Below are 21,233 nucleotides of genomic sequence, written 5' to 3' on the forward strand. Positions count from 1 at the left end.
TGTGATGCTCTGGCCCACACTTCCATCGGCCTGCTCGACGGACCCGGCGGCCGGGCGCGCCGCCGGACGGTCCGAGCCTCCGTGGCCGGATCGGCGCTCTGACCGAGAGCCGCCCGGGTGTGCTCAGCTGCTTGCCGGCACCTGCCGGGCGTCGTCGGCCGGGGTGTCGTACCGCCCGTAAGCACCCCCGTACCCCTTGACCTGGGAGGGAACATGCCTCGTACCAGCCGATCGGCGGCGGTCGTCGCAGCCACCGCCGTCGCTTTCGCCGCGGCCCTGACCGGAACCGCCGGGGCCGATGCCACCAGCGCGAGCGCGCCCCCGGCCGCACCCCGGCCCCTGTACTGGGCCGCACCGCCGCAGGGCACGGCGGTCGCCGCGCCGCAGCGATTACTGAACCAGCCCGTACGGATCACCAACGACTTCGCCAAACGCCCCACCACCCAGTGTCTGGACGTGGACGCGAACGGTGGCGGCAACGGAACCGTCGTCCAGGTCTGGCAGTGCAATGGCACCAGCCAGCAGCGTTGGTACCTCTGGAACAACGGCGCGCTGGAGAGCTACCGCTTCCCGGGCAAGTGCCTGGACGCCGACCTGAACGGCGGTGGCCGCAACGGCACCAAGGTGCAGATCTGGGACTGCAACAACACCCCGCAGCAGAGCTGGTCCCACCCCTCGGGCGACCGTGCGATCTACAACGCGCGGTTCTACGGCGGCGGCAACATCGTCATGGACCGCGACGCGAACGTCGTGGGCAACGGAGCCCGCGTCCAGCTGTGGCAGAAGAACTTCCAGTCACAGCAGTGGTGGGACATCTGGGCCGACTGACCTCGACCGCACCCGGTCGGTCACGGCAGGCCGGCGGCCGGCCGCCGGCTCCTACGGCCCTCCGCCGACGGCTCAGTGCCGTCGGCGGTCGGCGGCCCGGTCGTCGTCCGACCCGCGCGCGGGGTTCGTCACGAACCGGCTCACGCGGTACCCGGACGGATACTCCAGGCGGCCGCACAGCATGTCGATCCGAACCATCGACACATCGGTGCCCGCCTCCCGGAGCCGGCGCAGGTGGGTGCGCAGCTCCGCACTGTCCCGGGTCTCGAAGACCACTTCCCATCGTCCCGCGTCCGGTGACGTGCGAGCAGCGAGCCGCTGCCACTCGGCCGCCTGCCGCCTCTTCCGCTTCCGCTGTCCTGGCATCGGCCCAGAGTCCCCGGGCGGAGCCTCGGAAGCAAGGCAATTCCGGGGAGGGCGCAGCTCCACGGGGTGCGACCCGCTGTCTCACCGTTCCGTGGCGGGGCAGTGCCGTCAGTGACCGGAGGCGGCCCGGTCCTTCGGGTGGCCGGCTTCGTCGGCGTGGCCGTGGCCGTGGCCGTGGTCGGGACGGTGGTCGGGCTTGTGGCCGTGGTCCGGCTCGTGGCCGTGGCCGTGGCCGGGCTTGTCGCAGTCCTTGTGGCCCTTCTTCTTCTTGACGTCGATCGTGACGGTGCAGCCGCGTGCCGTCGCGCAAGTCCCGCCCGGCGCGGTGGGTGTCGCGTAGTTGACCAGGGTGTGGTCGCCGGTGTCCGGAGAGTTCACCCGCACCTGGTAGGTGACGGTCGCGGTGCCGCCGGGTGACAGGGTTCCGGTCCAGGTCAGTGTGTTCCCCGTGACCTCCGCGGAGCCGGTGGTGGCGGTCAGTGAGCCCGGCACGAAGGTGGCGTCGTCCAGGACGTCGCTCAGATCGTCGGTGAGGTCGCCGTTCGCGGCGACGGTGCCCGTGTTCCTGACGGTGAGCCGGTAGGTGATGGTGTTGCCCTCGTTGACCGGCCCGGTCGGCGATGCCGACTTCGCCACCGTGTAGGCCGGCACGACGCAGCTGCCGCTGTCCTGCGCGGAGCTGGCCCCGTAGAAGCTGCGGCCGGTCGCCTCGATGGTCGTCACCGGCAGCGGCGCGGTCGACGCCGTGGTGGGCAGACCGGTCAGCAGGTTGATGTCGCCGTTGGAGGCGAACGAGTAGACGGACCCGGCGGACTTGGCCGCACCGAAGGTCTGGGGAACCGTCCCGATCTGGATGATGGTGTTGTCGGGGCGGATCCGGAACACCGGGGACGGGCTCGTGGTGTCCAAGGTGCCGAAGGCCAGGATGTCGCCGTCGTCCAGGGTGATGAAGTCACCCGCCGAGACGACACCGGCCGGGAAGGAGACGGGGAACGGCGTGGAGACGCCCGTGGCCGGGTCGATCAGGAAGATCTGGCTCGTGTTGAACGAGCCCGTGATCAGCATCCCGTCCGCGCGGGAGGTCAGACCGTTGACGGCAGGGACCGACGTGACCGCTGCGAGCGGTCCCGAGATGGGCCGGCTCGCCGTCTCCGCACCAGTGACCGGGTCGATGGAGTAGAGCGTGGCCGAGCCGGGGGATCCGGGGAAGTCGACCCCGTACAGCGTTGATCCGTCGGGGCTGAACGCGATGTCGCCGTAGTCGCGGACCAGGGGGACGTTGCTGAGCGCGTTGCCCGTCGTGTCGTACTGGATCAGCCGCCGGTCGTTTCCTCCGGTGTTCGCCCACAGCGGCGTCGGCGGGCACACCGCGCGAGCCTTCGACGCGGCGACACCGGCGGAGGCCGATGCCGCGCCCCTGTCCGCCGAAGCGATCCCCGCGGGACCCGTGACGGTCAGGACGAGGCCGATCGCCGCACTCGTCAGCACGCGTCGCAGGACGGTCTGCCGGCAGCACACCATGAAGACTCCTCAGTTCTTCCGTCTTCCACGGGAACACGGTTCGTGTCTTGCGGCCGGCCCGGACCACCACGGCCGGCCGGCCCGTCGGACCTGGGCGAGACAGACACTCCGATGCCCATCGGTCCCGGAACCACCGTGCGCAACGGGGGAAAGTCCCCCTTCCGGGCCATCACCGCCACCTGAACAGCCCGTGGACCGCCTCTCGGGCAGGGCCCGCTCCGAGGTGCTCCGCCGAGGTGCTCCTCCGGGGTGTTCCTCCAGGGTGCTTTCCGGCCGAAGTGGCGGGCCCGCCGAGTGTCGGGCCGCAGGGCGGTCCAGGTCGGGGCCGCGGGCGTACGACCTGAAGTGAACCGACCTGCCCGATCCGGCACTTGTCCGGCTCCGAGGTGCGTGGAAGCATTCCACCGCGCCTCCTCCGGAGGCCGGGGCGGATCGGTCTCGGCACTCCACACGTCATGGTTCCGCCCCGTGAACGAACAGACAGCCAGGAGTGCATTCCTCATGGTCCGATCGAAACTGCGGACGTTCCTGCTCGGTGCCGGCAGCGCGGCCGTCATGCTGGCCGCCGTCCTCCTCCCCGTCGAGGCGTCCGCCGCGGCCCCGCCCTCGGGCACGGTCGCCGGATTCTGGGCCTGCACCGTCCCGCCCGGCTACACCTACACCACGACTTCCAGCACTTCCTCCTGCGGAAGCAGCAACACGCGGTACTTCGTCCAGCCGCCCACGGACAACCTGTGGGCGTGCACGCTCCCCGCCGGCTTCACCTACATCTCCGCACAGAACACCTCGGACTGCGGGCCCGGCGGCAGCAGGGTCAAGTACTACCTGCGCACCCCGACGACGAACCTGTGGGCATGCACCGCGCCCGCCGATTTCACGTACATCTCCGTGCAGAACACCTCGGACTGCGGGCCGGGGAGCGGCACCAAGTACTACCTGCGCACCCCGGAGACCAACCTGTGGGCGTGCACCCTGCCCACGGGCTTCACGTACATCTCGGTGCAGAGTACGCAGAGCTGCTCGACCAGCGGGACCCGCACCAAGTACTACCTGCGCACCCCGGAGTCGAACATGTGGGCATGCACCGTCCCCCCGGGGTACACGTACATCTCCGCGCAGAGCACCAACGACTGCTCGATCAGCGGGACGACGACCAAGTACTTCATCCGGGCCTTCTGACACTCCCCGCGCCCCGGTTCCGACGCCCGCCCGCGCCTCTTGCCCGCCTCAGCGGAACTCGTGGACCACCTGGATCTGGCCGACGATGCGGGCGTTGAAGTCGTTCAGCTCCTCGGCCGGAACCCAGAGTTCGAGGATCGTCCGCCCGCCGGCCTGCTGGACGGGATATCGGCTCAGGAACTCCGACTCGACCTCGAACCGGGTGACGAAGCCGGCGCCGTCGTGCTTCACGTTCCAGTCCCTCGCGATCCTGATCGCGTAGTCCTCGTTCAGGACCGGGTAGAAGATCGGCTGCTCGGGCAGCCGGGGCGGCCAGGCGCGCCAGTCCAGCTCGCGAACCAGCTCCAGCTCCTTGGGGCCGGTGGGGCGCCACAGGGTCGTCGTCGGTCGCCGGCCGGTCATCTGCATCGCTCTCTGAACGTGGGCCGCCGGTACGGCGGGTCGGGACACCGGACGATACCGGTGCCCCGAGCCCGGCAGCCACGCAGTTTCCGCGCCTGCCGACCCCATGACCAGCTGTTACGGGACGAACCTCAGGAGCGGATCGTCAGGCGCGGGAGCAGCCCCACGTGCTGCCGGGGGCCGGTCTGCGGGCCGGCGGTGGTCAGCCGGTCCAGCAGCAGGTCCGCCGCCCGCCTGCCCACCTCGTGCTTGGGCGGTGCCACCGCCGACAGCGGTACGCCGGCCAGCCCGGCCACCTCGTCGTCGTAGGCGATCACCGTCAGGTCCTCCGGCACCCGTACGCCCCGGGCCTGGAGCCTCGGGAGCAGCATGATCGCGTCGGTGTCGCTGTGGACCAGCGCCGCGGTCACCCCGCCCGTCGTCACCGCCCCGCACAGGTAGTCCAGGGTCCGGGCGAACAGGCCGGCCTCCGAGAGCGGGCCGCCCGGTCCGGCGGGCGGCCACGGCGGCGCCGGTTCCAGACCGAGGGCGGCCACGGCCGCCTCGTAACCGGCGCGCAGCCGTGCCGTCGCCGGGGTGTCCCGGCCGGCGAGCGCGATCCGCCGGTGCCCCAGCCCCGCCAGGTGCCGGACCGCCCCGGCCGCGCCGTGCGCGTGGTCGGACGCCACCCGGTCCAGGTCGGCCGCCGGATGCCCCGGAGGGGCCCAGCGCTCCACCAGTACGGCGGGAACGGGGAGCTCCGCGGTCCAGGCGCCCTCCCCGGCCCCGGGTGATCCGGTCTCCCAGTTCGGGGTCAGCAGCAGCCCGTGCGCCCCCGTGGACAGCAGCCGGTCCGCCTGGATCCGGTCCTCGCCGGTCAGGTACCGCGTCAGGCCCACGGTCAGCCGGGCTCCCCGGGCCTCGACCGCCTCGCGGGCTCCGCGCACCACATCCGTGTAGTAGTGGTCGGCCGTCGGCACCACCATCCCGACCCTCAGACAGGCCGCCGGACCGGCCGACTGACCGCCCCACGGACCCGCCGCCGTCCCCGCCGCCGAGGCCGCCGGGCGCCCCGGCTCCACCCGCCCGATCCCCCCGTGCATCCGCCGGATCTCACCCCGCGCCGCCATCGCCTCGATGTCCCGCCGCAGCGTGACCGGCGAGACGCCGAGCTCCCGGGCCAGGTCCGTCACCCGCACGGTGCCCCGGGCCCGGACGAGTTCGAGCACGCGGGTCCGGCGCTGGTTCACGTGCGGTCTCAAGATGTCCCCCTGCGGTCTGCGCGGTCCCTCCCGGCAGCGGCATCATAAGGAACGCCCCCGATCGACCGAACGCCGAACGGCCCCTCGCGGCAAGCGGCGTGGACTGCCCGCCGTGCACCGAACGGCCGTTGCGCGGCCGGCCCGGCCCCGGCCCGCACCCCGGGTCGTCACCCCGGGGTGAGAGAGTTCCTTCCGTGAAGCGCACCAGCACCCGCCTCGCCGACGGCCGCGAGATCCTCTACTACGACACCGGCGACGGCGCCGCCCGCGCCTTCCCCGACACGCGTCCGCTCGACGCGTCCACCACCGCGAGCAGCTCCGAGGTACGGCGCGATCCGCTGCTCGGCGACCGGGTCGTCATCGCCTCCCACCGGCAGGGCCGCACCTACCACCCGCCCGCAGAGGCCTGCCCGTTGTGCCCCTCCACCCGTGGACGCGCGAGCGAGATCCCGGCCCCCGACTACGAGGTGGCCGTCTTCGAGAACCGCTTCCCCTCCCTCGCCGGCGCCACCGGCCGCTGCGAGGTCATCTGCTTCACCCCCGACCACGGCACCTCCTTCGCCGAGCTCGACGAGGAGCGCGCCGCGCTCGTCCTGGCCGCCTGGACCGACCGCACCGCCGAACTCTCCGCCCGGGCAGGCGTCCAGCAGGTCTACTGCTTCGAGAACCGCGGTACCGAGATCGGCGTCACACTCGCGCATCCGCACGGCCAGATCTACGCCTTCCCCTTCGTCACCCCGCGCACCACCCGGATGCTCGCCACCGCGGCCGCCCACCGCGAGCGCACCGGCGGCAACCTCTTCGAGGAGGTCCTGGCCGCCGAGCGCGCCGAAGGCACCCGCGTCGTCCTCGAAACGGAGCACTGGACCGCGTTCGTGCCCTACGCGGCGCGCTGGCCGTACGAGGTCCACCTCTACCCGCGCCACCGGGTCCCCGACCTGCCCGCCCTCGGCGACGGGGCCCGCGCCGAGTTCCCCCGGGTCTACCTGGAGCTGCTGCGCCGCTTCGACCGGCTCTTCGACCGGCCCGAGCCGACCCCGTACATCTCCGCCTGGCACCAGGCCCCGGCGGGCGAGGGCCGGGCCGACTTCGCGCTCCACCTGGAGCTCTTCACGATCCGCCGGACGGCGGACAAACTGAAGTACCTGGCCGGGACCGAGTCAGGCATGGAGGCCTACATGAACGACGTCCGGCCCGAGGACGCGGCCGCGCGGCTGCGAGAGGTGGCGAGCGCGTGAGCGGGTCGGCACAGGACGGTTTCCGGCAGCTGTACGGGTACCCGCCCGAAGGGGTCTGGGCCGCCCCCGGCCGGGTGAACCTGATCGGCGAACACACCGACTACAACGACGGCTTCGTGCTGCCCTTCGCCCTCCCGCAGCGCACCGAGGTGGCCGTGGCCCGGCGCACCGACCGGATCCTGCGCGTCCACTCCGCCGACGCGCCCTCCGGCGCGGTCACCCTCGACCTCGCCGGCCTCGATCCGGCCCGCCCTCCGCAGGGCGCCGAGAGCTGGGCCGCCTACCCCGCCGGGGTCGCCTGGGCCCTGCTCGACGCCGGCCTTCCGGTCGGGGGCGCCGATCTGCACGTACGGTCCGAGGTGCCGACCGGCGCCGGCCTGTCCTCCTCCGCCGCCCTGGAGGTGGCCACCGCGCTGGCGCTCACCGACCTGTACGGGATCGCGCTCACCCGCCCCGGACTGGCCGCACTGGCCCGGCGCGCCGAGAACGCGTACGTCGGCGTCCCCTGCGGGATCATGGACCAGACGGCGTCGGCCTGCGCGACCGAGGGACACGCCCTCCACCTGGACACCCGCAGCCTTGAACAGCGCCACATCCCCTTCGACTGCGCGGCGGCCGGACTGCGCCTCCTCGTCATCGACACCCGGGTCAAGCACGCACTCGCCGACGGGGCCTACAGCCGGCGCCGGGCCTCCTGCCACCGCGCGGCCGAGGCCCTGGGCCTGCCGGCCCTGCGCGACCTCCCGTACGAGGAGCTGGAGCAGGCCCTGGCCCGCCTGGAGGACCCGGTCGGGCGCAGCCGCGTCCGGCACGTCGTCACCGAGAACCGACGGGTCCTGCGCATCGAGCAACTACTGCGCGAGGGCCGACTGCGAGAGACGGGGCCGCTGCTGACGGAGGGTCACCTCTCGCTGCGCGACGACTACGAGGTGTCCTGCCGGGAGCTGGACCTGGCGGTCTCCACGGCGAACGCGGCGGGCGCGTACGGCTCCCGCATGACGGGCGGCGGCTTCGGCGGCTCGGCGCTGTCCCTGATCGACGCGGACGCCGAGCGGTCGGTGACCCGGGCGGTGACGGACGCCTTCCGCCGAGCGGACCTCACACCACCCCGCATCACGACGGCCTCCCCGTCCCCCGGCGCCACCCGCCTCCTCTAGCCGGACGTACCCAGGGCCGTGCGCGTCGATGAGCGCCTGCACGGTCGTCCGGACCGGGCGCACGATTACGATCGGGCCGTGGAAGATCGCGAGGAGTACGTGAGATACCAGCAGGACCGGATCGTGCTGGCGGCGGTCGGGGCCCACCTCGATCCGCAGATCGGCAAGATCAAGGTGCGGCTGCCCCGGTCCGTGGCCGAGTCGGCGGTCGCCGCCTGGGACCGGGACGAGCTGGGCACGGTCGGCGAGGAGAGCCGCGCAGAGTACGAACTGCGTGAGGACGCCGCCGAGCTGGCCTTCATCGGTCTGGCGATCTCCTCGTCCGGGGTGTGGGACGGCGAGGAGGTCGTCGTCGACCTGGACGTCGTCCACGTCGCGGCGGCCCTGCGGGCGGCGCGGTAGGTCCGGCTGCCGCACCGGCAGGGCCGCGGATCGCCGCGGGGCGCGCGAGGGTCAGGAGGACGGGGACGGCAGGGACGGCTGTGTGGCGCCGGGTACCGGGCCGACGAGCTTCGGGTTGTCCTGCTGGGCCGGTTCCACCGGCTGGACGTCGACCACGGTCACGCCGGTACCGGGCCGCTGCTCGCCGATCAGTTCGCCACGGTGCCGCATGACGAACCCCACGGAGAGCGGTACGGCGTGGACGGCGTCGTTGACGTAGACGTCCTCGGTGTAGTCGTAGCGGGCCGAGGACCAGCACGCTTCGCATCCCGCTTCGGGCTTGCCCTCGAACGTCCACCGCAGGGTGACGCGGTAGGTGACGGGGTCGTCGCCGTATCCGGCGGTGAAGCGCACCTTGCCGCGGCCGGTGCGGTGGTCGGTGGCGCACATGTCGACCGTGACCGTGCCGTACGCGGGGACGCCCTCGGGAGTGGGCAGCTGGGGCACGGTGCGCGCGCAGCCGGTCCCGGGGGTCTCGCCGGCGCCTCCGCCCGTGCCCCCGCCTCCGGGACGGCCGGTGGGCGTGGCGGGACGCGGGGTCGGCGTCGGGTACGGGCTCGGGGCGACGGTGGGGACCGGATCGGGAGTGCCGGGGAGGGGTGTGCCCGAGGCAAGGGGCGTGGGGCGGGTGGTCGGCGGGGCGGACGGCCCTCTGGTGGGCGAGGCGCTGGGGACGGGGCCGGGGGTCTCCTCGGCGTTGACGGGCCCGGCGAATAAGGCGAGGACGGCGGCCGCGCAGGTGGCGACGGCGGCGGCCGGTATCAGCTTGCGGTTCACGGGTTTCCTTCGGGTCGGGCCGGTCCCCGCACCGGACGGGGCGTGGGACGTTCGGTCAGGACGCAGCCGCGGCCGGCCGGCCGGGCGGCGTCATGATCCACGCGGTCAAACTACCCGGAGCGGCAGAGACGGCCGGTGGGGGTGCGGCCCGAGCGTGTCGCACGATGTTCACAGCCCACTGTGTGCAATCCGGTCCGGCGCCCGGGGGCGGGAGCCTAGACTCGAGTCCAATTGATCATGTACTCGTCGAGTCGGAGGAAAGAACCGCATGCGCTATCTCCCCCTGGGCAGTTCCGGACTCCAGGTCTCCGCCGTCGGCCTCGGCTGCAACAACTTCGGCGGCCGCCTGGACGCCCAGGCGACCCGCGCCGTCGTCGACGCCGCCCTGGACGCGGGCATCACCCTCCTGGACACCGCCGACATCTACGGCAACGCGGGCGGCTCCGAGACACACCTCGGGCAGGCCCTCAAGGGCCGTCGCGACCAGGTCGTCCTCGCGACCAAGTTCGGCTACGACGGCGTGGACATGAAGTACGGGCCCGCCGCCGGTTCCCGCGGTGGCCGCGCCTACATCCGGCGGGCCGTCGAGGAATCACTGCGCCGCCTCGACACCGACCACATCGACCTCCTCCAGCTGCACAGCCCCGACCCGGCCACCCCGATCGCCGAGACCCTGGCCGCGCTCACCGAGCTCGTCGCCGAGGGCAAGGTCCGCTACATCGGCCACTCCAACCTCTCCGGCTGGCAGCTCGCCGAAGCCGCCCACGTCGCCCGCGAGACCGGATCGGTCCCCTTCGTGTCGGCGCAGAACGAGTGGTCGCTGCTGGAGCGGTCGGTCGAGCGCGAGCTGGTTCCGGCCGCCCTCCACTACGGCGTCGGGGTGCTCCCGTACTTCCCGCTCGCCAACGGCCTGCTGACCGGCAAGATCCGCCGGGGTGCGCCCGTACCGTCCGGCTCCCGCCTCGAAGGCCGCGACTCGTACCTCACCGAGGAGCGCCTCGACGTCGTCGAAGCGCTGGCCGCGCTCGCGGAGAAGCACGACCGGACCGTCCTCGAACTTGCCATCGGCTGGCTCTCCGCCCAGCCCGGCTGCGCGTCCGTGATCGCCGGAGCCACCTCCGCCGAGCAGGTGCGCGCCAACGCGGCCGTCGCCGACCGTCCCCTGGACGCCGAGCTGCTCGCCGCGATCGATGCGATCCCGGGGGCGGGCAAGCCCGAGTGACCGCTCGGCCGGGCGCCCCTCTCCACGAGGGGCGCCCGGTGCCGCGCCGTTGCGTCACGCCCCGTCAGGACACGATGTCCTTGCGGGAGAACCCGCGGAAGGCGAGTGCGAACAGCACCAGCGCGTACGACACCGACACCACTGCCCCCTTGACCATCCCGCCCCACTCCAGCTGCGGCTGCAGCGCGTCCGCCCATGCGAACTGCCAGTGCGCCGGCAGGAACTCCCGCCACGACCCGAGCGCCGTCACCGCGTCCAGCACGTTGCCGACGATCGTGAGCCCGACCGCCCCGCCCACCGCGCCCAGCGGTGCGTCCGTCCGCGTCGACAGCCAGAACGCCAGCCCCGCCGTCACCAGCTGCGACACGAACACGAAGGCCACCGCCAGCGCGAGCCGCGGCACGGTGTCCCCGGCCGCCAGCGCCCCGCCCGCCGGGAGCTTGAGCGGCCCCCACCCGTACGCGGCCGTGCCCGCCGCCAGCGCCACCACCGGCAGCAGCACCATCGCCGCCAGGCTGAAGCCCAGCGCGACCACCAGCTTGCTCCACAGCAGCCGCGCCCGGGGCACCGGCGCGGCCAGCAGGTAGCGCAGCGAGGACCAGCTCGCCTCCGAGGCCACGGTGTCCCCGCAGAACAGCGCCACCGGCACCACCAGCAGGAAGCCTGCCGAGACGAACAGACAGGTGGCGGCGAAGTTCGCCCCCGAGGCCGTCGCCGTGTCGATCAGGGTGATCCGGCCGTTCCCGCCGCCCCGGCTGCCCGGCCCGCCGCCGACCGCGAACGCGATCATCAGAATGAAGGGCAGCGCGGCCAGCACCCCGCCCATCACCAGCGTCCGCCGCCGGCGCCACTGCCGCAGTGCCTCCACGCGCAGCGGCAGCGTACGGCTCGCCCGGTAGCCCGGAGCCACCTCCCGCACCGTCGTCGTCGCCGTACTCACGCCGCACCTCCGATCAGGGTGAGGAACGCGTCCTCCAGTCGCCGGTGCGGTCCCACTCCGCTCACCGGCACCTCCAGCCGCACGAGTTCGGCGATCAGCCCCGCGGCGGTCGCGCCTTCGAGCCGTACGAGCAGCCCGTCGTCGGCGGCCACCACGGAACCCACTCCCTCCAGCGCCGCCACCTTCTCGACGCACACCTCGTCCACCGGCTCCGCCAGCGTCACCAGCAGGGTGTCCCCGCCGCCGGTGATCTCGGCGACCTCGCCCGCCGCCACCCGCTGCCCGCGGTCCATGACCACCAGGTGCGTACAGGACTGCTCCACCTCCGACAGGAGGTGGCTCGAGACGATGACCGTCCGCCCGCCCGCGGCGTAGCGGATCATCACGTCCCGCATCTCCCGGATCTGCGGCGGGTCCAGACCGTTCGTCGGCTCGTCCAGGATCAGCAGGTCCGGCATGCCGAGCATGGCCTGCGCGATCGCCAGGCGCTGGCGCATGCCCTGCGAGTACGTGCGCACCGCGCGCTCCAGCGCGTCGCCGAGCCCCGCGATCTCCAGGGCCTCCGCCATGTGCGAGTCCTCGGCAGGGCGGCCGGTGGCCTGCCAGTACAGCTCCAGATTGGCGCGGCCCGTCAGGTGCGGAAGGAATCCGGCGCCCTCCACGAAGGCCCCCACCCGTGACAGCACCGGCGCCCCTGCCCGTACCGCGTGCCCGAACACACGGATCTCCCCGGCGTCCGGCGAGATCAGCCCCATCAGCATCCGCAGGGTGGTGGTCTTCCCGGCGCCGTTGGGCCCGAGCAGGCCCAGGACCTGCCCCTTCTCGACGCGGAAGGACAGGTCCCGCACCGCGTACCGGTCCTGCGCCTTCGCGTAGCGCTTCGTCAGGCCGGTGATCTCCAGCGGTACGTCGGCCAGTGCGGGGTCCGGCTGCGAGGCGCCCGGCCCCGGCCCGCCGGCGCCCCGGCCGGTCCGCCGGATCCCGAGCAGCGCCGCGGCCAGGGCCACCGCGCCCAGCGGCAGCCACCAGGTCCAGGCGGGCAGCCCGGCCGAGGCGGTCCGCACCTGCGCGGCGACGGGCACGGCCAGCGGGCCGTCCACGGCGACGGTATAGGTGGCCGGCGCCGCCGGGGTCGCGTAGCCGAGGTCGGTCGCGGCGATCACCAGCCGCAGCCGGTGCCCGGCCTCGACGGAGTGGTCGATCGCGGGCAGCCGCAGCCGCACGGTCGTGCCCTCCCGCGCGTTCTCCACCCGCACCGGGGCGACCAGCTGGCTCGGCAGCACCTGCTGACGGCCGTCGGGCCCCACGTCGTACACCTTGCCGAACAGGACGGCCGAGCCGTCCTCGGCGCTCGACCTCACCTTGAGGGTGAGGGTCGGAGTGCCGGTGACCGTCACGTCCTCGGTCAGCGGCGCCGACTCGAACCGGGCGTTCTGCCCGGGGAAGTCCAGGGAGAGCCCGGCCCCGAAGGCGGCGAGCTGCCCGCCGATGCCCGGGAGCGCGGACAGGGCGGGAGGCGCGCCGCCCGCCGGATTGGCGAAGGTCTGCTCCGGCCCCGTCAGGGCGAACTCCCGGGGTCCGGATTCCAGCCCGGGGTACCGCTCGCCGGTCGCGCCGCGCAGGGTGACCGTACCGTCGGTGGAGTCGATGCCCCCGGAGCGCGTCACCCGGAACGCCGGGCCGGTGTCGGCGCCCTCGTCCCCCTTGAGGTGACGGTCGAACCAGGAGGCCACCCGGGCCTCGACCCGGTCGGCCTCGCGCATCCCGCCGTCGTGCCCGCCGGCCGCCCAGTCCACGGAGACGGGCGCGCCGTTCGCCGCGATGGCCTTGGCCATGGCATCGGCCTGGTCCAGCGGGAAGAGGGAATCGTCCTGGCCCTGCACGATCAGGGTCGGCACCTTGATCCGGTCGCCGACCGCCGACGGACTGCGCTGCTCCAGCAGGGCGCGGGCCTCGGGATCGGGCTTGCCCGCCACCGCGACCCGTTCGTACATCGCGCAGAGCTCGGGCTGGAACCGTCCGCAGCCGGGTGCGGCGGCGGAGTCCGGCCGCTGTCCGGGCAGCGCCCGCTGCATCCCGTCCGTCGAGCCGCTGGTGAAGAAGATGCCGGACCAGAGCTTCTTGAAGACGCCGTTCGGGAAGAGGGAGTCCGCGAGGTTCCAGTACGTGATCTGCGGGGCGATCGCGTCGACCCGCGGGTCGTACCCGGCCGCGAGCAGTGAGATCGCGCCGCCGTAGGAGGCGCCCGAGATGCCGACGCGGGGATCACCCGCGGCGTCGAGCCGCACCTCGGGCCGGGCGGCGAGCCAGTCGACGAGCCGGGAGACGTCCTTGACCTCGTAGGCGGGGTCGTTCAGGCCGATCCGGCCCTCGGAGCGGCCGAAGCCGCGCGCCGACCAGGTCAGGACGGCGTACCCGTCCCGGGCGAGGCGCTCGGCCTGCTCGCGGACATCGTCCTTGCTGCCGCCGAAACCGTGCCCGAGGAGGACGGCGGGACGCTTCTGCGCACCGTCGCCCGCCGTGAAATAGGAGGTGTCGATCCCGGCGCCGGGCATGTTCACGATCTGGTCCTGGCGGTGCACGGCGGGTTCGTCACCGGCCGCGGACGCGGCCGTCCACGTACCGGCCCCCGCCACGACCGCGAGCGCGGCGGCGCCCGCGAGCAGACGGTCGCGGCGGCGCCGGGGCATTCGGAGCTTCATATGGGCACCCTAAGGGCCCTTTCACCGGGCTCCGAGCACCCACAGGCGGAACCGCCCACCTTCTCGAGGCGTAGGCCGGGCCCCGCGTGTACCGCACCTGCGGTACACGTCCCCGGCCCGGCTCCGACCTGCGCGGTGCGTCCGGGGGCGGGAGGATGGCCGCATGCTGCTGGCCGACGTCGCGCGCGTGTCCCGGGAGGTCGCCGACACCTCCGCACGGTCGGGCAAGAGCGCCCTGCTCGCCGGGCTCTTCGCCGCCGCGCCGCCCGAGGAGGCCGGCCTGGTCATCTCCTACCTCTCCGGGCGCCTCCCGCAGGGCCGCCCCGGCATCGGGTGGCGCACGCTCGGCCAGGAGGTGGAACCGGCCGCGGAGCCCGCCCTGACCGTCCGCGACGTCGATACCGCGGTCGGCGAACTGGCCGCGGTGACGGGCACCGGGTCCGTCGAGCGGCGTGCCGGGATCCTCGCCGACCTGCTGGGCCGGGCCACCGCGGACGAGCAGGTGTTCCTGCGCGCCCTGCTGTCCGGCGAGGTGCGCCAGGGCGCGCTCGACGCGGTGGCCCTGGAGGGGGTGGCCGCGGCCGCCCGCGTACCGGCGGCCGCGCTGCGCCGGGCGGTGATGCTGGACGGCTCGCTGCCCCGGGTGGCGGCGGCCGTACTGGCCGACGGCGCGCAGGCGCTGCGCGCGGTCACGCTGCGCGTGGGGCAGCCCGTACAGCCGATGCTGGCGGGCACGGCGAAGTCGGTCGCCGAGGCGCTGGCGGCGCTCGGGCCGTGCGCGGTGGAGGAGAAACTGGACGGGATCCGGGTCCAGGTCCACCGGGAGGGCGAGGACGTACGGGTGTACACGCGCTCCCTGGACGAGATCACGGGGCGGCTGCCGGAGGTGGCGGAGCTGGCCCGGTCGCTGCCGGGGGAGCGGTTCATCCTCGACGGGGAGGTCATCGGACGGGCGGCGGACGGCCGCCCCGTCCCCTTCCAGGAGATCGCGAGCCGGGTCGGCTCCCGGGTCGACGTCGACGCCGCCCGGCGCGCGCTCGCGGTCGCCCCTTACTTCTTCGACGTCCTGGCGGTGGGCGAGGACGTCCTCCTCGACCTGCCGGTGCGCGAGCGGTACGCCGCCCTCACCGCGCTCGTACCGCCGGACGCCCGGGTCCGCCGCCTCGCCGTCGAGGACCCGGCGGAGCAGGGCGCCGAGGCCGAGGAGTTCTGGGCCGAGACGTTGCGCCGCGGCCACGAGGGGGTTGTCGTCAAGTCCCTGGACTCGTCCTACGCGGCCGGCCGGCGCGGCAAACACTGGCTCAAGGTCAAACCGGTGCACACCCTGGACCTGGTGGTCCTCGCCGCGGAATGGGGCCACGGGAGGCGCACCGGCCTGCTGTCGAACCTGCACCTGGGAGCGGGCACCGGCGACGGGACGTACGCCATGCTCGGCAAGACCTTCAAGGGGCTCACCGACGAGATGCTGCGCTGGCAGACGCGACGGCTGCGCGAGCTGGCGGTCGAGGACGACGGCTTCACCGTCCGGGTCCGCCCGGAACTGGTCGTCGAGATCGCCTACGACGGCCTGCAGCGCTCCTCCCGGTACCCGGCCGGCGTGACCCTCCGCTTCGCCCGCGTCGTGCGCCACCGCCCGGACAAACGGGCGAGCGAGGCGGACACGGTAGCCGCGGTCCTGGCGGCCCACGGCGGCTAGGCCGTCTCTTCCGGATCTTGCCGGGCCCGCGGCGTCCGGCACCGCGCCCGGCCGCGTTGTCGGGGCGCCCGAGTACGTCCAGTACGCGGTGCGTCCCTCCGCCTTGCCATCCACGGCACCGGACGCCGCGGGCTCGGCCGACAAGATCCGGAAGAGACGACCTAGCGGCACCCGCCTCCCGCTGCGGCCGTCGACACCAGGTAGTCGGCGAAGTGGTCGGTCAACGGCTCACCGGTGATGGGCTCCAGGAACAGGAACTGCCCCTGCGGGTTGACTTCCAGCCAGACCGGTTCACCTTCCGGTGTGAGCTTCAGGTCGATCACGCCCATGCGCAGCCCGAGCCGGTCGAGCACCGTGCGGACCCGCCGGGCCAGATCCCGGGGGACCGGCCAGCGGGAGATCGGCACGCTGAGGTCGGGGCGCCAGTCCAGCTCCTCCGTCTCGATCAGCGCCGCGAACATGCGGTCGCCGAAGCAGTTGAGCCGGATGTGGTGCCGACCCGGAACGTACTCCTGGTACGTCGCGGGGCACACGGCGTAGGACTCCGTCGGCAGCGCCTGCGGGTTCTGGATCCACTGGGTGTAGAGGGACGGGCCGCGCGCGCCCACGACGGGCTTGACGATGACCCGCCCGACGTCGCGGGTGAACTCGACCACCTCGTCGCGGGATTGGGTGATCAGCGTCCGCGGAACCCGGAAGCCGGCCTGCCGGGCCACCCACAGCTGGTAGACCTTGTCCGACGCCCGGTCGGTCGCCTCCGGCGGCGAGATCCACTCGCCGCGGAACGAGGCGGCCAGGATGCCCGCCAGCGCTCCGCGGCAGTCGTTGTTGACCAGGCTGACCTGCTGCGCACCGCGACCGTCGTCGGGCGGCGGGGCGGACGGCGACGGGCCGGACGGCGCCGACGCGGACACGGTGAGCTGCTGGTCCGCCCGCGCGCGGCGCCACCACAGCAGCTCCGCCTGAGCCAAGGGCACGGTCCCTCCCTCCGACGTCGGCACCGCGGCCGAGGCGCCGGATCCATCGGGCTCCCCGGACAGCTGCCAGGTCAGACCCGGTCTGCCGCTCACCGCGTCGCACTCCACGATGTGGAACTCCCGGCCGCGGGCGCGCACGGCGTGCTGTACCGCGATGGCGTGCAAGTCGTCGCGGAACGACAGTGCCAGGATCATGCCGCGTCACACATGTCGGAGCAGCAGTGGGGGCCGCACCCGGTCTCACAGGCGTGGGCCGCCATGATATCGGCGGAGATCTCCAGTCCGGTGGTCGTCCGCACGGCCTCTTCCCAGGCGCGCAGCTCCTCCGGTGTCTTCATCTCTACGTATCCGGTTGCCTGGGTGCTGAACACCACCGGCGGGGCGGTGTTGGTGAAGTCTGCGCGCTTCTGGTCCAGCGGCTCGCCAAGCTTGAAGCCGTTCATGGTGACGGCCTCCCTCGCTCGTCTGTCTTCCCCCGAGTCCGGATGTGGAATGCCTTCTCCTTCCACTGAACCACCTTTGTATGCAGGGCGCATCCGGCCGGGGTGCACTGGTCGACCCTTCAACTAACCACCTGGGAAGGTGCGTTCGGGGCGGAGGGCGATGGCTGAAGGTTTCTCGCTCAACCATGAGGCTGTCTCAGGAGCGGACTGCACAACCGGTCAGGACGAGGGCGGGCGGACGGCATCTGCCGAACAGGGTCCGTTTCGGACGGAGAAGGCGCCGGCGTTCCGCCGGGTCCGGAGACGGCCGTGCAAGGCGGCCCGGGGACCGGATGCGCAGTCATGACGTCGCACGGGCGCTGCCGCCTACTCGTCGTCGGGGTCGCTGTCGTCCTCGCGGAGCATCCGCCACAGGCGGGTGCGGTGGAGGACGTAGAGGGCCACGAGCAGGAAGACCACCTGCAGGCCCACGGCGAGCAGCCAGAAGACGGCTCCGCTCTCCAGCTCGTCCGTCAGATAGGCGAAGTTCATGCCGAAGAACCCCGTCAGGAAGGTCAGTGGCAGGAAGATCGTCGACACCACGGCCAGGCGGTTGATCACTCCGTTCTGGTCGCCGGACACCAGGGAGGCGTAGCTGCCGAAGGCCCGCCGGGCTGTCTCCTGGAGGGATTCGATGTCCGTGAGCACCAGGTTCGCGGTGCGCCGGTACTCACGGACGAGCTGCTGGCGTTCCTGGTGGAAGCCGCGGTTCATCACCCGGCGCGTGACGCTCTCCTCCGCCACCCGGTGGTAGGGCAGGAGGGTGTGGTGGAGCAGGGCCGCGGTGCGCCGCAGCCGCGACAGGCGGTAGAGCTGCTCGGGATCGCGCCGGCGGAACATGGCGTCCTCCAGGTCCTCCACCTCCAGCAGGGCCTGGACGGCGGCCCGGCGGTAGGTCTCCATGGCCTCGTCGAGCAGCAGGAACAGCATGGCCACGGAGTCCGGCGGACTTTCGAGCGGGAAGCGGGCGGTGACGTTCCCGATCAGCGGGGCCGGCCCCCGGTGCACCGTGAGGAGGTACCGCTCGGTCACCAGGGCGTGCACATGGACGACCCGGTCCGCGTCGACCGCCGGGACGACGAACGCGCCGCTCTCCCCGAAGATCTCCGCCCGGGCGGATTCCCCCCTCCGCCCGAGCCACGCCAGGTCCTCGTCCTCCAGGCCGAGCAGATGGGCGAGCGGCGGTTCGTCGGACGTGCCGTCCTCGGGCAGTTCCACGTTCACGAACAGGAAGCGGGACGTGGCGAGACGCTCGCGTGCCTCCGACACGTGACCGCGGGTCAGCGTGCCCTCCGGCATGGACAGCATCGATACGATCATCGTCCCTCGCCGTAGGTCATCCGGTGCCGTGGCTCCCAGCCTGTACGGAGGGGGACCCCGCGCAACCGTGGTGACGCATTCGCCCGGCGGCGGGCCCTCGAACAGGTGAGGCCGGTCCGCCCGCGGAGGAGGGTTTGCCTCAGAGGCAAGGTGGTTTGCCAGGCAGGCAAGAATCTGGCTCAATCGGTGTATGACACCCGGATCCGACACCGGCCCCGGCCCTGGAGGCGCGGCCGGTCCCGACGAACCGGCGGACGAGCTGCCCGCCGTGGCCCCGCAGCTGCGGGACCTGCGCCGCCGCGCCGGGCTCACCCTGGAGGCCGCCGCCGCCCGGGCCCGGCTCTCGCCGGCCCACCTGTCGCGCCTGGAGACCGGTCGGCGCCAGCCCTCGCTGCCGCTCCTGCTCGGACTCGCCCGCACCTACGGTACGACCGTCTCCGAGCTGCTCGGCGAGACCCCCGCCGTGGCCGATCCCATCGTACGGGCCGGCGGACCGGGCGCCCGCGAGGCCGACGGCTGGACGTACTGGCAGGCCGGCGGCTCCGGGCGGGGGATGCAGGCGCTGCGCGTGCACGTGCCCCACGGCCGCAGCCAGGGTGAGCTGGTCCGCGTACATCCCGGTGAGGAGTGGCTGTACGTCCTGGAAGGGCGGCTGCGGCTGCACCTGGGCGAGGCCGAGCACCTGCTGGAGCCGGGGGACAGCGCGCACTTCGACTCGCTCACCCCGCACCGGATCGGCGCGGCCTCCGCGGGCGGGGCCGACCTGCTCTTCGTCCACACGCTGCTGCAGAGCAGCCTGGCCGGGCTCTGCCTCGGCGGCGCCGCCACGACCGGACCCACCACGACCGGACCCACCACGACCGCATCCACCACGACCACGCACCACCGATAGCGGAGGAGCCGTACCCATGTCCCAAGCCGAGAAGCCCGCGCCCGCGCCCGCGACCCTGCGGGCCCGCTTCGAGTCCAAGTTCCCGCGCGGCCTGATCATCCGGCTGATCGCCTACTTGTTCGTCGGCCACCTCTTCGCCTTCTTCGTCTACCTCCTCTTCGTCCTGGGAGGCCAGAACCAGTAGCCGCAGGAGGCGGACGAGTTCGGGCCGCGCGACTCTGGCAACGTACGGGACCTGTGGCTACCCTCCGCGCATGATTTCCACGGTTGTCTGGGGTACCGGCAACGTGGGCCGTCTGGCGATCCGTGCCGTCGAGGCCCATCCCGCGCTCCAACTCTGCGCAGTCATCGTCCACAATCCAGCCAAGGTCGGCCGCGACGCGGGAGAACTCGGCGGGCTCGACCGCCTGTTGGGGGTCGAGGCCACCGACGACGTCGAAGCCGTGCTCGCCGCCCGCCCCCGGGCCGTGGTGTACGCCGCGTCCGGGGACATCCGGCCCGACGAGGCGCTCGCCGACATCACCCGCGCCGTCCGCTCGGGCGCGGTCGTCGTCAGCCCCGCCCTGTACCCGCTCTACGACCACCGGAGCGCCCCGCCCGAGTTCCGCGACCCGGTGCTCGCCGCGATCGCGGAGGGCGGCGGCTCGCTCTTCGCCTCCGGCGTCGACCCCGGGTGGGGCAACGACGTCCTTCCGCTCCTGCTCAGCGGACTCGGCACCACCGTCGACGTCATCCGCTGCCAGGAGATCTTCGACTACTCCACCTACGACCAGCCGGACTCCGTCCGCAACCTCATCGGCATGGGCCACCCCATGGACTTCGAGCCGATGATGCTCATGCCCTCGATCCCGACCATGGTGTGGGGCGGGCAGATACGGATGATGGCCCGGGCGCTCGGGGTCGAACTCGACGAGATCCGCGAGACGTCGGAGCGCCGCGCCCTCGACACCACCGTGACCACCCGCACCATGGGCGAGTTCGAGGCCGGCACCCAGGGCGCGATCCGCTTCGAGGTGCAGGGCATCGTCGAGGGCGAGCCGCGCATCGTCATCGAGCACGTCACCCGCATCCACCCCTCGTGTGCACCGGACTGGCCCGTGCCGCCCGACGGCGGCGACGGCGCCCACCGGGTCGTCATCGAGGGCCGCCCGCGCATCGAGGTCACCATCGAGGCCACGGACGAGGGCGAGAACCGCTCGGCGGGCGGCAACGCGACCGCCGTCGGCCGCCTCGTCGGCGCCATCGACTGGCTCACCGAGGCGGAGCCCGGCCTCTACGACGCCCTCGACATCCCGCTGCGCCCCGCCGTCGGCAGACTCGGAAGGAAACAGTCATGAGGATCGACATCCCCGAAGGCCAGCACCCGATCGAGTACGTGTGGGGCGACATGGTCCCCGGCATCGGCATGGCCGCGGCGAACTTCTCCCTGTCGGTGTACGCCCACACCACTTTGGGCCTGCGCGAGTTCGAGGCGGCCCGGCTGCGCGTCGCGCAGATCAACGGGTGCGTCTTCTGCCTGGACTGGCGCACCGAGCGGGACGGGGAGAAGGTCGAGGAGGAGTTCCCCGAGGCGGTCACCGAGTGGCGTACGACCGGTGCGTTCGACGAGCGCACGCGGCTGGCGGCGGAGTACGCCGAGCGGTACACCCTCGACCACCACGGTCTCGACGAGGAGTTCTGGGACCGGATGACCGCGCACTACAGCCAGCTGGAGATAGTGGAGCTGACGATGAGCATCGGGTCCTGGCTGGCCTTCGGCCGGCTCAACCACGTGCTCGGCCTGGACAGCGTGTGCATGCTGCCGGGTCAGCCGGCTCCCCGGCCCTGAGCCGGCGTCCGCCCCTGAGCGGAC

The 21,233-nt window shown here is 72.9% G+C and carries 21 protein-coding genes; 11 read left to right on the forward strand and 10 right to left on the reverse strand.

All coding sequences use genetic code 11. The features are described 5' to 3' along the window. The first annotated feature begins 213 nt into the window (after positions 1–213). Positions 214–828, forward strand: a complete 615-nt coding sequence (locus ACXNSR_RS37095; protein ID WP_458639729.1) for an RICIN domain-containing protein — start codon at positions 214–216, stop codon at positions 826–828. A gap of 72 nt (positions 829–900) precedes the next feature. On the opposite strand, the gene ACXNSR_RS37100 is transcribed toward ACXNSR_RS37095, so the two are convergent. Further along, entirely contained in the window at positions 901–1,194 is a 294-nt protein-coding gene (locus ACXNSR_RS37100; RefSeq protein WP_458639730.1) for a hypothetical protein, read from the reverse strand. 108 nt (positions 1,195–1,302) lie between these two features. Further along, the gene (locus ACXNSR_RS37105; protein ID WP_458639731.1) at positions 1,303–2,682 is read right to left on the reverse strand and encodes a DUF7927 domain-containing protein; all 1,380 of its coding nucleotides are present in this window, start codon (positions 2,680–2,682) and stop codon (positions 1,303–1,305) included. 534 nt (positions 2,683–3,216) lie between these two features. Here ACXNSR_RS37105 and ACXNSR_RS37110 point away from each other — a divergent pair. After that, positions 3,217–3,894 (forward strand): hypothetical protein, encoded by a 678-nt coding sequence (locus ACXNSR_RS37110; protein ID WP_458639732.1) that lies wholly within the window; start codon positions 3,217–3,219, stop codon positions 3,892–3,894. A gap of 48 nt (positions 3,895–3,942) precedes the next feature. On the opposite strand, the gene ACXNSR_RS37115 is transcribed toward ACXNSR_RS37110, so the two are convergent. Both ACXNSR_RS37115 and ACXNSR_RS37120 read right to left on the reverse strand, forming a co-directional pair. Beyond that, positions 3,943–4,296: a hypothetical protein gene (locus ACXNSR_RS37115; RefSeq protein WP_458639733.1), complete on the reverse strand. Its 354-nt coding sequence runs from the start codon at positions 4,294–4,296 to the stop codon at positions 3,943–3,945. 131 nt (positions 4,297–4,427) lie between these two features. Continuing rightward, positions 4,428–5,537 carry a LacI family DNA-binding transcriptional regulator gene (locus tag ACXNSR_RS37120; RefSeq protein WP_458639734.1) on the reverse strand — a complete coding sequence of 370 codons (1,110 nt, stop codon included), beginning with the start codon at positions 5,535–5,537 and terminating at the stop codon, positions 4,428–4,430. Positions 5,538–5,731: 194 nt separating this feature from the next. Here ACXNSR_RS37120 and galT point away from each other — a divergent pair, with 194 nt between their 5' ends. The 3 genes from galT (at position 5,732) to ACXNSR_RS37135 (ending at position 8,334) form a co-directional block, all read left to right on the forward strand. Continuing rightward, positions 5,732–6,775 (forward strand): galactose-1-phosphate uridylyltransferase, encoded by a 1,044-nt coding sequence (galT, locus tag ACXNSR_RS37125; protein ID WP_458639735.1) that lies wholly within the window; start codon positions 5,732–5,734, stop codon positions 6,773–6,775. Further along, entirely contained in the window at positions 6,772–7,932 is a 1,161-nt protein-coding gene (gene galK, locus ACXNSR_RS37130; RefSeq protein WP_458639736.1) for a galactokinase, read from the forward strand. Before galT ends, galK begins: the two co-directional genes overlap by 4 nt. Before the next feature lie 78 nt (positions 7,933–8,010). Next, on the forward strand, positions 8,011–8,334 hold the full coding sequence (locus tag ACXNSR_RS37135; protein ID WP_458639737.1) for a hypothetical protein: 324 nt from the start codon (positions 8,011–8,013) through the stop codon (positions 8,332–8,334). 51 nt (positions 8,335–8,385) lie between these two features. On the opposite strand, the gene ACXNSR_RS37140 is transcribed toward ACXNSR_RS37135, so the two are convergent. Next, positions 8,386–8,820, reverse strand: coding sequence for a hypothetical protein (locus ACXNSR_RS37140; protein WP_458639738.1), 435 nt, complete (start codon positions 8,818–8,820; stop codon positions 8,386–8,388). 598 nt (positions 8,821–9,418) lie between these two features. On the opposite strand from ACXNSR_RS37140, the gene ACXNSR_RS37145 reads away from it, so the two are divergent. Beyond that, positions 9,419–10,372, forward strand: a complete 954-nt coding sequence (locus tag ACXNSR_RS37145) for an aldo/keto reductase (RefSeq protein WP_458639739.1) — start codon at positions 9,419–9,421, stop codon at positions 10,370–10,372. Positions 10,373–10,436: 64 nt separating this feature from the next. Here the strand turns inward: ACXNSR_RS37145 and ACXNSR_RS37150 are convergent, their stop codons facing one another. After that, on the reverse strand, positions 10,437–11,312 hold the full coding sequence (locus ACXNSR_RS37150; RefSeq protein ID WP_458639740.1) for an ABC transporter permease: 876 nt from the start codon (positions 11,310–11,312) through the stop codon (positions 10,437–10,439). Then, a complete protein-coding gene (locus ACXNSR_RS37155; protein ID WP_458639741.1) occupies positions 11,309–14,014 on the reverse strand; it encodes an alpha/beta fold hydrolase in 2,706 nt (901 codons plus the stop codon). The genes ACXNSR_RS37150 and ACXNSR_RS37155 overlap by 4 nt, the downstream gene beginning before the upstream one ends. A 163-nt stretch (positions 14,015–14,177) precedes the next feature. On the opposite strand from ACXNSR_RS37155, the gene ACXNSR_RS37160 reads away from it, so the two are divergent. Continuing rightward, positions 14,178–15,710, forward strand: a complete 1,533-nt coding sequence (locus tag ACXNSR_RS37160) for an ATP-dependent DNA ligase (RefSeq protein ID WP_458639742.1) — start codon at positions 14,178–14,180, stop codon at positions 15,708–15,710. A 161-nt stretch (positions 15,711–15,871) separates the two neighbouring features. On the opposite strand, the gene ACXNSR_RS37165 is transcribed toward ACXNSR_RS37160, so the two are convergent. The 3 genes from ACXNSR_RS37165 to ACXNSR_RS37175 form a co-directional block, all read right to left on the reverse strand. Continuing rightward, the gene (locus ACXNSR_RS37165; RefSeq protein WP_458639743.1) at positions 15,872–16,882 is read right to left on the reverse strand and encodes an ATP-grasp domain-containing protein; all 1,011 of its coding nucleotides are present in this window, start codon (positions 16,880–16,882) and stop codon (positions 15,872–15,874) included. After that, complete coding sequence (locus ACXNSR_RS37170) at positions 16,879–17,130, reverse strand: hypothetical protein (RefSeq protein WP_458639744.1); 252 nt, start codon at positions 17,128–17,130, stop codon at positions 16,879–16,881. Before ACXNSR_RS37170 ends, ACXNSR_RS37165 begins: the two co-directional genes overlap by 4 nt. A gap of 366 nt (positions 17,131–17,496) precedes the next feature. Continuing rightward, positions 17,497–18,477 (reverse strand): magnesium transporter CorA family protein, encoded by a 981-nt coding sequence (locus ACXNSR_RS37175; RefSeq protein ID WP_458639745.1) that lies wholly within the window; start codon positions 18,475–18,477, stop codon positions 17,497–17,499. Positions 18,478–18,679: 202 nt separating this feature from the next. Here ACXNSR_RS37175 and ACXNSR_RS37180 point away from each other — a divergent pair, with 202 nt between their 5' ends. From ACXNSR_RS37180 to ACXNSR_RS37195, 4 genes are all read left to right on the forward strand, one after another. Next, positions 18,680–19,381, forward strand: a complete 702-nt coding sequence (locus tag ACXNSR_RS37180; RefSeq protein ID WP_458639746.1) for a helix-turn-helix domain-containing protein — start codon at positions 18,680–18,682, stop codon at positions 19,379–19,381. 16 nt (positions 19,382–19,397) lie between these two features. Continuing rightward, a complete protein-coding gene (locus tag ACXNSR_RS37185) occupies positions 19,398–19,565 on the forward strand; it encodes a DUF6126 family protein (protein ID WP_458639747.1) in 168 nt (55 codons plus the stop codon). Between the two features lie 70 nt (positions 19,566–19,635). After that, on the forward strand, positions 19,636–20,718 hold the full coding sequence (locus ACXNSR_RS37190) for an NAD(P)H-dependent amine dehydrogenase family protein (protein ID WP_458639748.1): 1,083 nt from the start codon (positions 19,636–19,638) through the stop codon (positions 20,716–20,718). Further along, positions 20,715–21,209, forward strand: a complete 495-nt coding sequence (locus ACXNSR_RS37195; protein WP_458639749.1) for a carboxymuconolactone decarboxylase family protein — start codon at positions 20,715–20,717, stop codon at positions 21,207–21,209. The genes ACXNSR_RS37190 and ACXNSR_RS37195 overlap by 4 nt, the downstream gene beginning before the upstream one ends. Positions 21,210–21,233: the final 24 nt, after the last annotated feature.

This window comes from Streptomyces sp. NC-S4, assembly GCF_054353315.1.

Bases quoted from the DNA above. Each gene is read 5' to 3' on its own strand.
- ACXNSR_RS37190 (WP_458639748.1), top strand. From the start codon at position 19,636: ATGATTTCCACGGTTGTCTGGGGTACCGGCAACGTGGGCCGTCTGGCG.
- ACXNSR_RS37165 (WP_458639743.1), bottom strand. From the start codon at position 16,882: ATGATCCTGGCACTGTCGTTCCGCGACGACTTGCACGCCATCGCGGTA.
- ACXNSR_RS37100 (WP_458639730.1), bottom strand. From the start codon at position 1,194: ATGCCAGGACAGCGGAAGCGGAAGAGGCGGCAGGCGGCCGAGTGGCAG.
- ACXNSR_RS37185 (WP_458639747.1), top strand. From the start codon at position 19,398: ATGTCCCAAGCCGAGAAGCCCGCGCCCGCGCCCGCGACCCTGCGGGCC.
- ACXNSR_RS37115 (WP_458639733.1), bottom strand. From the start codon at position 4,296: ATGACCGGCCGGCGACCGACGACGACCCTGTGGCGCCCCACCGGCCCC.
- ACXNSR_RS37175 (WP_458639745.1), bottom strand. From the start codon at position 18,477: ATGCTGTCCATGCCGGAGGGCACGCTGACCCGCGGTCACGTGTCGGAG.
- ACXNSR_RS37160 (WP_458639742.1), top strand. From the start codon at position 14,178: ATGCTGCTGGCCGACGTCGCGCGCGTGTCCCGGGAGGTCGCCGACACC.
- ACXNSR_RS37095 (WP_458639729.1), top strand. From the start codon at position 214: ATGCCTCGTACCAGCCGATCGGCGGCGGTCGTCGCAGCCACCGCCGTC.
- ACXNSR_RS37170 (WP_458639744.1), bottom strand. From the start codon at position 17,130: ATGAACGGCTTCAAGCTTGGCGAGCCGCTGGACCAGAAGCGCGCAGAC.
- ACXNSR_RS37180 (WP_458639746.1), top strand. From the start codon at position 18,680: ATGACACCCGGATCCGACACCGGCCCCGGCCCTGGAGGCGCGGCCGGT.
- ACXNSR_RS37195 (WP_458639749.1), top strand. From the start codon at position 20,715: ATGAGGATCGACATCCCCGAAGGCCAGCACCCGATCGAGTACGTGTGG.
- ACXNSR_RS37110 (WP_458639732.1), top strand. From the start codon at position 3,217: ATGGTCCGATCGAAACTGCGGACGTTCCTGCTCGGTGCCGGCAGCGCG.
- ACXNSR_RS37155 (WP_458639741.1), bottom strand. From the start codon at position 14,014: ATGAAGCTCCGAATGCCCCGGCGCCGCCGCGACCGTCTGCTCGCGGGC.
- ACXNSR_RS37145 (WP_458639739.1), top strand. From the start codon at position 9,419: ATGCGCTATCTCCCCCTGGGCAGTTCCGGACTCCAGGTCTCCGCCGTC.